Raw genomic sequence first — 12,079 nt, 5'->3', positions numbered from 1 at the left:
TTGGCGACCTTGACCTCCAGGTGGCATCCTGGGGCCTTTGAAGCACCGATGCGGCTGTCGCTGCTGCTGGCTGCCGCGTTGATGACTGCGGTGCAGGGTCAGGCCAGGGCCTCTGCCACGGACTGGCAGCGCTACCGCGACTTCTACCTCGGCGAAGGCCGCCCCCAGCTGCTGCTCTTCTGCGACGTCTGGCGCGACGCCAACGCCCAGGGACACTCGCTCTGGGAGCCGGGGTTGGTGCGCCAGCTCAACGCTCCCCTGGCCCGGGATGGCATCACGGAGGTCCAGATCGATGCCATCACCGCCGGCCAGGTGGTGGCCATGAGCCAGGTCTGCCCCGGCATCCGCTGAACAGGGAACCCGCGCAAGGGCGGGCCCGGCCCCCCAGGTGGGGGAAAGCCATTGACTACCCTGGCCCATTGCGCCTCAAGAGGGATCCGGTGAGCGCCGCCACGCTGTACGACAAGGTCTGGGACCTGCATCGGGTGGCCGAACTGCCCGGGGGGGCCACTCAGCTCTTCATCGGTCTGCACCTGATCCACGAGGTGACCAGCCCCCAGGCCTTCGCCGCGCTGCACGACCTGGGCCTGGCTGTGCGCCACCCCGAGCGCACGGTGGCCACGGTTGACCACATCGTGCCCACCACGTCCCAGGCGCGGCCCTTTGCCGATCCCCTCGCTGAAGCGATGCTCGCCACCCTGGAGCGCAACTGCGCCCAGCACGGCATCACCCTGCATGGCCTGGGCAGTGGCCGCCAGGGCATCGTGCATGTGATCGCCCCCGAGCTGGGCCTCACCCAGCCGGGCATGACCGTCGCCTGCGGCGACTCCCACACCTCCACCCACGGCGCCTTCGGGGCCATCGCCTTCGGCATCGGCACCAGCCAGGTGCGCGATGTGCTGGCCAGCCAGAGCCTGGCGATGGGCAAGCTCAAGGTGCGCCGCATCTGGGTGGACGGCCGTCTGCAGCCAGGCGTCTACGCCAAGGATCTGGTGCTGCACATCATCCGCAGCCTCGGGGTGAAGGGCGGTGTGGGTCACGCCTATGAATTCGCCGGTCCGGCCATCGCCGCCCTCTCGATGGAGGAGCGCATGACCCTCTGCAACATGGCGATCGAGGGCGGTGCGCGCTGTGGCTATGTCAATCCCGACGCCACCACCTTTGCCTACCTCAAGGGCCGCCCCTATGCCCCTGAGGGCGAGGCCTGGGAGCGGGCTGTGGCCTGGTGGAGCAGCCTGGCCAGCGGCCCGGAGGCGCTGTTTGACGACGAGGTGCGCTTCGATGCCGCCGCCATCGCCCCCACCGTGACCTGGGGCATCACGCCGGGCCAGGGCATCGGTGTGGACGAGGCGATTCCCACCCTGGAGCAGACCCCCGCCGATGAGCGCCCCCTCGCCGAGGAGGCCTACCGCTACATGGATCTGCTGCCCGGTGCCCCGATCGCCGGCACCCCGGTGGATGTGTGCTTCATCGGCAGCTGCACCAACGGCCGGCTCAGTGATCTGCAGGCGGCGGCCGCCGTGGCCCGCGGCCGCCGGGTGGCCCCCGGCCTCAAGGCCTTCGTGGTGCCGGGTTCCGAGCAGGTGGCGGCCGCCGCCGAAGCTGAGGGCCTTGACGCGCTGTTCACGGCCGCCGGCTTCGAATGGCGCGAGCCGGGCTGTTCGATGTGCCTGGCGATGAACCCCGACCGGCTCGAAGGCCGTCAGATCAGCGCCAGCTCCAGCAACCGCAACTTCAAGGGCCGCCAGGGCTCAGCCTCGGGCCGCACCCTGCTGATGAGCCCCGCCATGGTGGCCGCCGCCGCCGTGACCGGCCGGGTGTGCGACGTGCGGCAGCTGCTGGCCGCCGCGCCGGCCACCCCCGTACCCGCCGCCTGAATCCCCCCTCATCACCGTGACCAGCGCCATGACCACTGCCCCCTTCCCCAGCGGTCCGATCAGCCAGGTGGCCGGCACCGCCGTGGTGCTGCGCGGCGATGACATCGACACCGACCGGATCATCCCGGCCCGCTTTCTCAAGTGCGTCACCTTCGAGGGTCTCGGTGAGCAGGTCTTCGCTGACGACCGGGCCGAACTGCGGGGGGCCCATCCCCTGGACCGGCCCGAGCACCGCGGCGCCAGGCTGCTGCTGGTGAACCGCAACTTCGGCTGTGGCTCCAGCCGCGAGCACGCCCCCCAGGCCCTGATGCGCTGGGGCATCCGCGCCCTGGTGGGCGAGAGCTTCGCCGAGATCTTCCATGGCAACTGCCTCGCCCTGGGCCTTCCCTGCCTCACCGCACCCCATGGGCTGATGCTGACCATCCAGGAAGCCGCCGCCACAGCCCCTGCCACCCTCTTCAGCCTGGATGTGGCGGAGGCCACGCTGCGGGCTCCAGGCCAGAGCTGGTCCCTGGAGCTGGACGCCGGCCCCCGCCAGATGCTCAGCACCGGCCAGTGGGATGCCACCGGCCAGCTGCTCTCCCACCACGAGGCGCTCAGCCGCACCCTGGCAGCCCTGCCCTATGCCAACGGCTTCAGCCGCCGCGGTGCTGGGGGCGAGGCACGAACGGGGTCCCGCTGCCGGTGAAGTCGAAGTCGTTGAGGCGGATGCGAATGCCGCCGATGCCGTCATAGGGGCTGTAGAAGATGCCCACCTCGTAAGCCCGCTGCTGCAGCTTCAGCTCCACGTAGGAGTAGCTCACATCGCCGTTGAAGCGGGAGCGGCTGTCGATGTTGATCGTGGCGCCGGCCTCCAGCACCAGGGGGCCGTAGATCTGCTGGGCGGCGTTGAAGCTCACCGTGCGCAGGTCCACGGCCCGATCGAAGCCGAAGGGACTGCCGCCATCGAGCAGGGTGCCCGCCAGGGAGGCGGAGAAGCGGGTGTAGTCGAGCACCGGCCGCTCGAAGCGGCCGATGGTGAACGACGGGCCCGCCGCCAGGGTGAGGGTGTTCTGCTGGGCCCCGTCCTGGTAGAAGGCCGTGCTGCCGTTGATGCCGAAATCCAGCCCGAGGCCTGGAATCACCGGGATCGGCGCGTAGCGCAACTGGGCCATGGTGTCGGGGTTGGCGCCATCGCGGTTTTCCCATAACCGCAGGGAGCCGTTCACGCCCCCCCGCAACACGCTGCGCCACTGGGTGTCGAGGTTGTCAGTGTCGAAGAGGGCCGCCTGGTAATTGCCGCTCAGGGCCCGCCAGTTGAGGCGCAGCGGGGTGAAATAGGGGGTGCCCTGAGGGGGCTCGTCATCGGCTCGGCTGCCGGTCAGCTGAGCCTCGCCCTGGAGCTCGGCCCCATAGGAATACACCAGGGTCTGCAGTCCAAGGCTGCCGTTGTAGATGCGCTCCCGGTAACTGCCGAACAGCGCCCCCTGGGAGCTGCTGTGGCCCGGCAGGCTCAGAGGGGTGCTCAGCTGGGCGTTGCTGCGGGTGCCGGCGCGGAAGTTATCGGGATTGAAGGTGGACAGGCTGGCATCCCCGAGCAGGCGGAAGCGCCCCGCGGGCACATCCAGCAGGGCGGCCAGGCCGAAGAGGTCACCGAAGCGGGCTTGCTGCAGCACGTCAGGCCCCGCCAGGGAGGTGCCGGGGCGCACATAGCTCTCGGTGCGATCTTCGATGGCGCGCTGGATCATCAGCTGGGGCTGTAGCCGCAGCACCCCTTCCCGACCCAGCCGCAGCGGCGGCAGGTTGTAGCCCAGGTAGACGCCGTCCCGGTCCCGGCGGTCGGAATCCAGGCTGAAGGCGCTCTGCTGCTGGCCGATCTGGGCGTCGCGCAGGCCTCGCACCGAGAAGCGATCCCCAAGCAGGATGCGGCTGTCGCGACTGCTGATGCTGGTCACCCCGTCGGGGCGGATCCGGGCCTCCACCCCCCGCGCATAGATCCAGGCCTTGGCGGGGGTGAAGGGGTCGTTGGTGAAGGCCACCGCATCGGCGAACCAGCCATCGCGCTGGATGCGGATGCTGGTGGCCTGGAAGCGCAGGCGCGTCAGCGGGCCTTCCTTCGGGGGCCGGGGCCGGTAGCTGCCGAATCCCCCGGGGGCGTCGTTCTGCTGCTCGATCAGGGGGGCCAGGTCGAGCTTGATCGTGGTGTCCTGGCTCTGGCGGTAGCGCACGCCGCTCACCCGCTGGTCGATCGGAACGTCGGGCACTGCTGGCCCGCTGCGGCTGCCCGGCTGTTGGCCCTGCTCGCCCGCCGATTGCTCGCCCGCCGTCTGGTCCGCGGCAGGCAGGTCGCCCGTGCCGACGCTCTCGCCGGGGGCGCGGGGCTCCAGCGCCACGTCGTTGAGGATCTGGCCCAGGGAGCTGTTGCGCGGGCTGGCATCACCCCCGGGGCAGCCCACCGGTGCGGGCATGGTGGGCTGCGGGCGTCGCCGCGGGGGCAGGAGCTCCAGCAGCGGGCGGGCCTGCGGATCGGCGGTCAGCTCCGGGCAGGCGAAGCTGTCGTCGAGGGCCACGGCCGCTTCGCCGGGATCCGGTGCCGGCGCGGCAGCCCCTGGTTCGGTCGCCGGGGCCTCGGGCAGTCCCTTCAGCCCCACGCCCATTGGCCGCAAGGCCCCGAAGTCGCGGGCGAGGGTCTCCTGATCCACCACCCCATAGACGTCGGTGATGCTGCCGGAGCCCTCCCAGTCGTTGTAGCGGAGGCTGCCGGCCTGCAGCATCTGGTCGCCGCGGATCAGCCGCAACTGGCCCGTGGCCAGCACGCTGCGCCGGTCGTCGCGCAGCTCGATGCGGTCGGCCAGCAGCCGCCAGCCGTCAAAGCGGGCCTCCACGTTGCCGCTCACTGTCAGGGTGCCGGAAGCGCGGTCGTAGCTCTGCCGATCCGAGCGAACCACCAGCAGCCTTGGCTCGGCGGGTTGCTGGCCGGCGTCGGCCGGGGCCTCCGCGCTGGCTGGGGGCAGAACGTCGGCGGCCTTCTCCGCTTCGCTCGGGTCACGCGGTGAGTCGATCGGGGTTGGGGCGGCGGTCCCCACGGCAGGGGCCAGAGCACTCAGCACCGCCAGGGCCGCCAGCCAGGTCCCGCGCCGCAGGCGCAGGCGCCCTGGGTGGGGCCTCATGCTCATCAGGATGATGGCTGGCAGACGACGGGCATCAGGGCCGGGGGGACGGGGCATCGGCAGGACCCACAGTGCTGGCTCATGGGCGGAGCAGGGCCTGTCGGGGGACGGGCATTCAACTGATCGCCCGCTGACGGGGCGTCCGGTTGCCGAGCAGGCCCCATGCGCTGCTCAACCCTCTGGGGGGTGGAGGCCCGACACAACCCGTGGCTCCCCAGACACAACCTTCAGAGACCTCGATCCGAGGCCTCCCTGTTCCGGCTCAGATCCGTAGCCCAGAGGGTTCGCCCAGCCCTGGCTCCATCCGGTGAGCGCAGCGCTGAGGCTGGAGGTCACTCTTCGAGGTCTTTGCGGCTTGGGGTGCGGCTGGGGTCGCTGGCCAGGAAGCCGAAGACGAAAACGCCGATGAAAAAGAAGACGACCGAATAAACCGAGATCTTGAGAGCGAGCATGGTTCGGTCTTGTGCGGAGCGGGCAGGTAACAGGGAGTGACGGCCAGCTCTGAGGACCTCATCGACCCTCTGCCAGCGGCATCATCCTATGGGACCTGGCCCGCCATCCAACGACGCCCAGGGCCCGGACCGCAGGCCTGCAGCCTCACAAGCCTCACTTTGAAACGAATCAGCCCCGTTCCCGCTCCGCTCGATCTGCAGGCCCGCTGGCACTGTCCCCAGCCAGGCGGTGGCGCCGGTCCGGCCCTGGAGCATCCCTGGGGAGCGCTGCACCGGCCGGATTGGCAGGCCCGAGGTCTGGTGATCTGGCCCCGGGGAGGTCACTGGACCTGCCTCACCCTGCAGGTGCCCTGCCCCGGGACGTGGCAGGCGGCCCAGGCGGAGACTGCCGGCCTGCGGGCCCGGCTGGCCCTGCGCTGGTGGGCCGATCAGGCCGAGCTCTGGGTCGATGGCGCCCGGGTGCACTGCGGCGACCTCTTTGATACCTCCTGCCGCTGGCCCCTGCCCCAGCGCTGGTGGCGGGGGGAGGCGCTGCGGCTGGAGCTGCGGCTGCGCAGCCCCCTGCACGACGACGGTGCCCTGATCCACAGCAGCATCGAACTCGAACCCCTGGATCTGGAGGATCCCCTCGGGGTGCTGCAGCCGGCCCGCCAGGCCCTGCTGGCCCTGCGTCAGCAGGCCGGCCAGCCCGAGGCGCTGCCCCCTGGCGCGGGGCTGCATGTGCTGGGCCACGCCCATCTCGATCTGGCCTGGCTGTGGCCGGTGGCCGACACCTGGCGGGCGGCTGAACGCACCTTCTGCTCCGCCCTGGACCTGATCGATCGCTTCCCCGACCTGCACTTCGCCCACTCCACCCCGGCGCTCTACGCCTGGCTGGAGCGCCAGCGCCCTGCCCTGCTGCGCCGCCTCCAGGCGGCCGTGCGCGCCGGCCGCTTTGAGCCGATCAACGGCCCCTGGGTGGAAAGCGACTGCGTGCTGATCAGCACCGCCTCGCTGCTGCGCCAGTTCCAGGAAGGCCAGCACGACAGCCGCCGCCGCTTCCCGGGCCTGAGCCATCAGCTGGCCTGGCTGCCCGACAGTTTCGGCTTCGGGGCGGGTCTGCCGGCCGTGGCCGCGGCCACCGATGTGCGCTGGTTCTGCACCCACAAACTGTTCTGGAACGCCACCAACCCCTTCCCGCACCGGCTGTTTCGCTGGCGCAGCCGCTGCGGCAGCGAGCTGCTGGCGCTGATGAGCGCGCCGATCGGCACCGATGGGGATCCCCTCGCCATGGAGCGGCACCGGCTGGAGTGGAAGGGGGCCACCGGGTTGCCCCAGGCCCTCTGGCTGCCGGGGGTCGGCGACCACGGCGGCGGTCCCACCGCCGAGATGCTGGAGCAGCTGGAGCTGTGGCGGCACCAGCCCGAGGCGGCGCCCCAGACCCACGGCAGCCTGCGGTCCTTCCTGGCGGGCCTCGAGCCCCTGCGCCCCCAGCTGCCGGTGTGGCGCGATGAGCTCTATCTCGAGCTGCACCGGGGCTGCGCCACCACCCGGCCCGACCAGAAACGCCACAACCGCACCCTGGAGCGGCTGCTGCGGGAAGCCGGGCTGGCCGCCGTGCTGGCGGGGGGGCGCCAGCAGCCCGACTGGCAGCCCCTGCTGTTTCAGCAGTTCCACGACATCCTGCCGGGCACGGCGATCCCGGAGGTGTTCGAGCAGGCTGAGCCCGTCTGGAGAGCCGCCCGCCGCCAGGCCCGGGCCAGCCGCGATCGCCACCTCCAGCAGTGGCTGGGCCTCACCCCTTCCGGACCTCCGGACACTGGCCAGGACGGCCCTGAGCGGTGGTGGGCCGTGCAGCTGCAGCCGCTGGCGGCGCGGCGCCGGGTGCGGCGCCTGCCGGCCGGCTGCTGGAGTGCCGCCGGTGCCCTGTTGCCCCAGCAGGGCGCTGCCGCCGGGGGCAACTGGGTGCAGCTCCCCGCCCTGGCCGGCGTGGTGGCCCAGCCTCTGGAGTGCCATGCGGCCGTGGCTGCCGCCCAGCCGCCGCAGCCGCAGTCGGCCTTGGTGGACCAGCCGGTCTGGACCGCCGGCCAGCGGGCCGGCAACGGCCTGATTGCCGTGGAGCTCGGCCAGCACGGCATCGAGCAGCTCTGGGACCAGGCCGGCCGCAGCCTGCTGGCCGAGCCCCTGCGCTGGTGCCGCTACGCCGATCGCGGTCAGTTCTGGGATGCCTGGGACCTGGCCCCCGACCACGCCGACCATCCACTTCCGTGGCCATGGCAGGGAGCACCCGTGTGGCGCGAGCGGGGGCCGCTCTGCGCCAGCTTCGTGTGGCGGGGCCGTTTCGGCCGCAGCCGGGTGCGGCTGGAGGGGCGGCTTCTCGCCGCCACCCCCTGGCTCGAGCTGACATTGAGCATCGACTGGCACCAGCGCCATGAGCTGCTGCGGCTGGAGCTGCCCCTGGCGGAGCCGGCCCAGCGCTGGGCGGCCGATACGTCCGGTGGGGTGCTGGAGCGTCCGGCCGTGGCCGTGACCGCCCGCGAGCAGGCCCGCTGGGAAGTGGCCGCGATCAGCTGGCTGGCCACGGCGGGCCGCGGTGGTGGCCTGGCGGTGCTGCTGGACGGGCCCCAGGGGGTGTCCTGTGACGCCGGGCGGCTTGGCGTGTCCCTGCTGCGGGCTCCCACCTGGCCCGACCCCGGCGCCGACAACGGCCGCCGCCGCCAGCGGCTGGCCCTGATGGCTGCAGCTCCCACCTGGGCCCAGGCCGCCATCCCCGACCACGCCCAGGTGTTCCGCGAGCCCCTCTGGCTGGGGCGCGCTGCGTCAGCGGGGGATCGGCGGGCGGCCCCCCTGGATGGTTTGCCCCCCCTGGCCGAGGGGCTGGCCCTGCTGGGGCTGTGGCCCAGCCGTGAGACCAGCAAGGGGACGCCAGCCCAGGCCGTGATCGCCGTGGCCAACCAGTCGGCCTGCCGGCGCCGGCTCGAGCTGGGTCCAGGCTGGACCGTGCTGGCGAGGGTCAATGGACTTGAGGAGACCGTTGCAGCGGGCCAGGACCGCGAGCTTCAGCCCTGGCAGCTCGGGTTCTGGCGCCTGAGCCGCAACGACTGAGCCCAAGCCCCAGTGGAGGCCTCAGTCCTCGTGGTCGTCGAAGGGATCGGTGAGCTGGCGGGAGGGCGGCCCAAACGCCATGTAGACGCCGAAGCCGGTGAGCCCGAGCAGCACGGCCAGCACGGCCAGGGCGACGGAGAGGGCAGGGGAGCCGCTGGTGCTGGGATCCATGGGGGAGGGCAGGGGGGCTGGCGAACGGCAGGGAGGGCCCCAACGATCCGTCACATCTCTCGAAAGCCTGGCGCGCAAGGCCTTCGAGAGCCCTAGAGTAACGATCCCGACACCTCAGGCGAGAGGCCCAAGCAGCCATGGCTCAACGCACCCCTCTCGGAGATCTGCTGCGTCCACTGAACTCCGAATACGGCAAGGTTGTGCCCGGTTGGGGCACCACCCCGGTGATGGGCATCTTCATGGCCCTGTTTCTGGTCTTCCTGCTGGTGATCCTGCAGCTGTACAACCAGTCGCTGCTGCTCGAAGGCATCAACGTGAACTGGAATGGTGCAGGCTGAGCCTGACCCCAGCAGGTCCCTGCGATGAACATCTTCGGAATCGGCCTCCCCGAGATGGCGGTCATCGCCGCCATCGGTCTGCTGGTGTTCGGCCCCAAGCGTCTGCCTGAGCTGGGCCGCACCCTGGGCCGCACGCTCAAGGGCTTTCAGTCGGCCTCCTCCGGGTTTGAGCAGGAGTTCCGCACCGCCATCAACAGCTTCGAGGCCAGCGCTTCAGAGGCCCCATCTGCTGCAACCCCGGCTTCTCCTGCCCAGCTCTCGGCACCGGCAGCAAGCGCAGAGTCAGACTCTGCTCAGCACAACACACCTGAGCCCCAGACCCCTGAACCCGGCAGTGCGCCAGGGCCAGGCGGGATCTGATCCCAGCCGCCGGCCTGAGGCTAGGGTCGCCAGCCTTCCTCCAGCGCCATCCTTGCCAGTCGAGCCAGCCACCAGCAGCCCGTCCCTGCAGCTGGTGGTGGGGCTGGGGAACCCCGGCTCCCGCTACGCAGGCACCCGTCACAACGTGGGTTTCATGGCCCTGGAACGTCTGGCCGCGGCAACGGGTGTGACCTTCCGCCACCAGGGCAAACTCCATGGTCTGCTGGCGGATCTGGGCCAGGGGGATCGCCGCCTGCGACTGCTGATGCCCCAGACCTTCATGAACGAGAGCGGCCGCTCCATTCGGGCCGCCCTCGGCTGGTTCTCCCTGGAGCCCGCCCAGCTGCTCGTGCTCGTGGATGACATGGACCTGCCCCTGGGCCGGTTGCGCCTGCGCGCCAGCGGCAGCGCCGGTGGCCACAACGGCCTGCGCAGCACCATCAGCCACCTCGGCAGTCAGGACTTTCCGCGCCTGCGCATCGGCATCGGTGCTCCGGCTGACACGCCAGCCGAGCGTCGGGCCCGCACTCTGGGTCATGTGCTCGGGCGCTTCTCTCCTGCAGAGCAGCCCTGCCTTGAGGACGTGCTCAGCGAGGTGGAGGCGGGCATCGGCCTGATCCAGCGCCTGGGGCTGGAACGGGCTGGTAATCGTTTGAACAGTTTTCAGCCCCAGCACCCCCCAGCCTGAGCGGATGGCCTCTCTGCCCCTCACCACGGCCCAGTTGCGGGTGCTGCACCAGAGCTTCAGCCATCGACGGCTGGAGGGGGAGGTGAGCGCCGGTGGCTTCCACTGGACCTTCAGCTGGGCCTTCGACCGGGGTGAACTGCAGGTGGAGCCCTCCCTGGGCCGGGCGCTGATTCAGGACGCCCTGCTGCGCTTCCTGCTCAAGGCCGACTACCAGCTCGAACCCGGCGGCGATTACGCCTTCACCGTGCGCGCCCGCTTCTAGGCGGGCCAGTGGCGCAGCAGCGGCACGTCATCCCGGCTGAGGGGGCGCCCGAGCCAGCGCTCCAGCAGCAACTGGGCCACCACGTCGTCCAGATCCCGGGGGGGCAGGCGCAGTCCCGGAGGCAGCAGCCGGCGCCAGCTGCCGGCCCCCTCCAGTTCCCAGAAGCGGCTGCGGGCCGCCAGGGTGGTGCCCCGCTCATCCACGGGATGGGGATCGAGCCCGCAGCCCTGCAACTGGGCGGGCCAGGGGCCACTGCCGGTGCCGTTGCCGAGCACCACCTGGGTGAGGCCTCGCTGGGATTGCCAGTGCCGCAGCAGGGCCAACGCCTCCGCCGGCGCCAGAATCGCGGCCTGCACCAGCACCGACGCCCTGGAATCGGCCAGCACCAGCCCGCACTTGCTGCGCCCGGGATCGAGCCCCGCCAGCAGCGACGCCCCCCTCACGGGCGGCCGGCCCCTCTGTTGCCCGAAATCCTCAGTTCCACGGAGATCGGGTCGGGGGTGTCGGCGTCGCGCAGCGCCACCGCCTCGAGTTGCACCACCGCGTCGCTTGGGCGCTCTGCCAGCCGTTGGGTGAGCTGGTTGAAGCTGGCGGCATCGAACTGCAGCCCATCCTCCATCGTGCCCTGGCGCTGGGCCTGGGCATAGGCAGCCGCCAGCAGCAGGTTGAGCCGGCGGGCCAGCTGATCGGGGCTGCGCAGGCCGGCCTCGATCGTGGTGCGGGCCATCACCTCACCGGCGGCCACCACCCGCCGATTCGGACGCAGGTCGGGGAAGGCCAGCACCTGTCTCTCGCCGCGCAGCACGTTGGCGGCCGAGAGGATGCTCACCACCCAGGTGCCGGGTCGAGCCAGCAGCCCCTCCAGACGGCTGATGTCGTTGCTGGGCACCAGCAGGATCTGCCGATCGACCGCCTCCCCCGGCAGCACGCGCCGGAAGGCGTTGAGGTTGGCCTGCTGCAGCAACGCCGTGATCACCTCCTGGGCCTGGCCGGGGTTCTCCAGCTTCACCTTGGCGCTGGCCAGGGACTGGCCGGTGGTGATCACCACGTCGCCGCGCCGCAGGGCGATCAGGTTGTTTTCGAGCTCACGCAGCTCCTGGGCCCCTGCTGCGATCCGTTCCCGCACTGCGGCCAGTTCAGCCTCGGTGCGCTGGATTTCAGCGTCCCTGCCCCGCACCACCTCGCTGAGGCGAGCGCGTTGACCCTCCAGGCTCCGGTTCTGTTGTTCGAGCGCCACCTTGTCGCGCTCCAGCCTGGCCCGCTGGGCCTGCAGGGGGGCCAACTCCTTGCGCAGGGCGGCGCTGCGCCGCTCGGCCTGGGCCAGCTCCTGCTGCACCTTGCGCTGGCCGGCCTGAGCCCGGGCCACCTCCGCCTGGCTGGTGCTGAGGCGCTGGCGACTGGCCTCGAGCTGGCTGCGGGTGCCACTGAGCCGCTCCTCCAGCTGGTCGAGCTCGAACAGTCCCGTGCGCAGGCGCTCACTCACCAGCAGCATCAGCCCGAGGGACATGGCACTGATCAGGCTGCCTGTCAGCACCGTGATCAGCACGGCGGTGCGCCGCGGCCGCAGCTTGAACAGACTCAGCCTGGCCTTGCCGACCCGGCTGCCCAGGCGGTCGCCCAGGGTGGAGAGCACGCCGCCGAGAACCAGCAGCGCCAGGATCAGCAGCCAGCCCGACACAGGTGTCCTCGTATGGAGCC

13 protein-coding genes are annotated in these 12,079 nt (G+C 71.2%); 8 read left to right on the top strand and 5 right to left on the bottom strand.

What is annotated here, in order from left to right; genetic code table 11:
• Window positions 1-48 precede the first annotated feature (48 nt).
• The 3 genes from CyaNS01_RS12760 to CyaNS01_RS12750 all read left to right on the top strand — a co-directional run bounded on the left by CyaNS01_RS12760 (window position 49) and on the right by CyaNS01_RS12750 (window position 2,565).
• Window positions 49-351 (top strand): hypothetical protein, encoded by a 303-nt coding sequence (locus tag CyaNS01_RS12760; protein WP_186697388.1) that lies wholly within the window; start codon window positions 49-51, stop codon window positions 349-351.
• A gap of 89 nt (window positions 352-440) precedes the next feature.
• Entirely contained in the window at window positions 441-1,877 is a 1,437-nt protein-coding gene (gene leuC, locus CyaNS01_RS12755; RefSeq protein ID WP_186697387.1) for a 3-isopropylmalate dehydratase large subunit, read from the top strand.
• A 28-nt stretch (window positions 1,878-1,905) separates the two neighbouring features.
• Window positions 1,906-2,565: a 3-isopropylmalate dehydratase small subunit 2 gene (locus tag CyaNS01_RS12750; RefSeq protein WP_186697386.1), complete on the top strand. Its 660-nt coding sequence runs from the start codon at window positions 1,906-1,908 to the stop codon at window positions 2,563-2,565.
• Here the strand turns inward: CyaNS01_RS12750 and CyaNS01_RS12745 are convergent.
• Both CyaNS01_RS12745 and CyaNS01_RS12740 read right to left on the bottom strand, forming a co-directional pair.
• The gene (locus CyaNS01_RS12745; RefSeq protein WP_186697385.1) at window positions 2,513-5,026 is read right to left on the bottom strand and encodes a DUF3769 domain-containing protein; all 2,514 of its coding nucleotides are present in this window, start codon (window positions 5,024-5,026) and stop codon (window positions 2,513-2,515) included. The genes CyaNS01_RS12750 and CyaNS01_RS12745 overlap by 53 nt on opposite strands.
• A 332-nt stretch (window positions 5,027-5,358) precedes the next feature.
• Window positions 5,359-5,478, bottom strand: coding sequence for a photosystem II reaction center protein I (locus CyaNS01_RS12740; RefSeq protein WP_186697384.1), 120 nt, complete (start codon window positions 5,476-5,478; stop codon window positions 5,359-5,361).
• A gap of 159 nt (window positions 5,479-5,637) precedes the next feature.
• Between CyaNS01_RS12740 and CyaNS01_RS12735 the strand changes: the two genes are divergently transcribed.
• The gene (locus tag CyaNS01_RS12735; RefSeq protein WP_370561562.1) at window positions 5,638-8,562 is read left to right on the top strand and encodes an alpha-mannosidase; all 2,925 of its coding nucleotides are present in this window, start codon (window positions 5,638-5,640) and stop codon (window positions 8,560-8,562) included.
• A gap of 21 nt (window positions 8,563-8,583) precedes the next feature.
• Here the strand turns inward: CyaNS01_RS12735 and psbN are convergent, their stop codons facing one another.
• A complete protein-coding gene (gene psbN / locus CyaNS01_RS12730) occupies window positions 8,584-8,733 on the bottom strand; it encodes a photosystem II reaction center protein PsbN (protein ID WP_186697383.1) in 150 nt (49 codons plus the stop codon).
• Window positions 8,734-8,870: 137 nt separating this feature from the next.
• Here psbN and psbH point away from each other — a divergent pair, with 137 nt between their 5' ends.
• Genes psbH through CyaNS01_RS12710 form a run of 4 tightly spaced genes read left to right on the top strand, consistent with a single transcriptional unit; the run spans window position 8,871 to window position 10,381 of the window.
• Window positions 8,871-9,071 carry a photosystem II reaction center phosphoprotein PsbH gene (gene psbH / locus CyaNS01_RS12725; RefSeq protein WP_186697382.1) on the top strand — a complete coding sequence of 67 codons (201 nt, stop codon included), beginning with the start codon at window positions 8,871-8,873 and terminating at the stop codon, window positions 9,069-9,071.
• 24 nt (window positions 9,072-9,095) lie between these two features.
• The gene (locus CyaNS01_RS12720; RefSeq protein WP_186697381.1) at window positions 9,096-9,431 is read left to right on the top strand and encodes a TatA/E family twin arginine-targeting protein translocase; all 336 of its coding nucleotides are present in this window, start codon (window positions 9,096-9,098) and stop codon (window positions 9,429-9,431) included.
• A 52-nt stretch (window positions 9,432-9,483) separates the two neighbouring features.
• Window positions 9,484-10,119, top strand: coding sequence for an aminoacyl-tRNA hydrolase (gene pth / locus CyaNS01_RS12715; RefSeq protein ID WP_186697380.1), 636 nt, complete (start codon window positions 9,484-9,486; stop codon window positions 10,117-10,119).
• Window positions 10,120-10,123: 4 nt separating this feature from the next.
• A complete protein-coding gene (locus tag CyaNS01_RS12710; RefSeq protein ID WP_186697379.1) occupies window positions 10,124-10,381 on the top strand; it encodes a DUF3146 family protein in 258 nt (85 codons plus the stop codon).
• On the opposite strand, the gene CyaNS01_RS12705 is transcribed toward CyaNS01_RS12710, so the two are convergent.
• Both CyaNS01_RS12705 and CyaNS01_RS12700 read right to left on the bottom strand, forming a co-directional pair.
• Window positions 10,378-10,824: a resolvase gene (locus CyaNS01_RS12705; RefSeq protein ID WP_225875679.1), complete on the bottom strand. Its 447-nt coding sequence runs from the start codon at window positions 10,822-10,824 to the stop codon at window positions 10,378-10,380. The genes CyaNS01_RS12710 and CyaNS01_RS12705 overlap by 4 nt on opposite strands.
• Window positions 10,821-12,059, bottom strand: a complete 1,239-nt coding sequence (locus CyaNS01_RS12700; RefSeq protein ID WP_186697378.1) for a DUF3084 domain-containing protein — start codon at window positions 12,057-12,059, stop codon at window positions 10,821-10,823. The genes CyaNS01_RS12705 and CyaNS01_RS12700 overlap by 4 nt, the downstream gene beginning before the upstream one ends.
• Window positions 12,060-12,079 lie beyond the last annotated feature (20 nt).

It is taken from the genome of Cyanobium sp. NS01 (assembly GCF_014280235.1).
Classification (GTDB): Bacteria; Cyanobacteriota; Cyanobacteriia; order PCC-6307; family Cyanobiaceae; genus NIES-981.
This window is presented reverse-complemented; position numbering and strand designations above follow the sequence as displayed.

Bases quoted from the DNA above. Each gene is read 5' to 3' on its own strand.
- CyaNS01_RS12760 (WP_186697388.1), top strand. From the start codon at position 49: ATGCGGCTGTCGCTGCTGCTGGCTGCCGCGTTGATGACTGCGGTGCAG.
- CyaNS01_RS12750 (WP_186697386.1), top strand. From the start codon at position 1,906: ATGACCACTGCCCCCTTCCCCAGCGGTCCGATCAGCCAGGTGGCCGGC.
- CyaNS01_RS12745 (WP_186697385.1), bottom strand. From the start codon at position 5,026: ATGAGGCCCCACCCAGGGCGCCTGCGCCTGCGGCGCGGGACCTGGCTG.
- CyaNS01_RS12740 (WP_186697384.1), bottom strand. From the start codon at position 5,478: ATGCTCGCTCTCAAGATCTCGGTTTATTCGGTCGTCTTCTTTTTCATC.
- psbN (WP_186697383.1), bottom strand. From the start codon at position 8,733: ATGGATCCCAGCACCAGCGGCTCCCCTGCCCTCTCCGTCGCCCTGGCC.
- psbH (WP_186697382.1), top strand. From the start codon at position 8,871: ATGGCTCAACGCACCCCTCTCGGAGATCTGCTGCGTCCACTGAACTCC.
- CyaNS01_RS12720 (WP_186697381.1), top strand. From the start codon at position 9,096: ATGAACATCTTCGGAATCGGCCTCCCCGAGATGGCGGTCATCGCCGCC.
- CyaNS01_RS12710 (WP_186697379.1), top strand. From the start codon at position 10,124: ATGGCCTCTCTGCCCCTCACCACGGCCCAGTTGCGGGTGCTGCACCAG.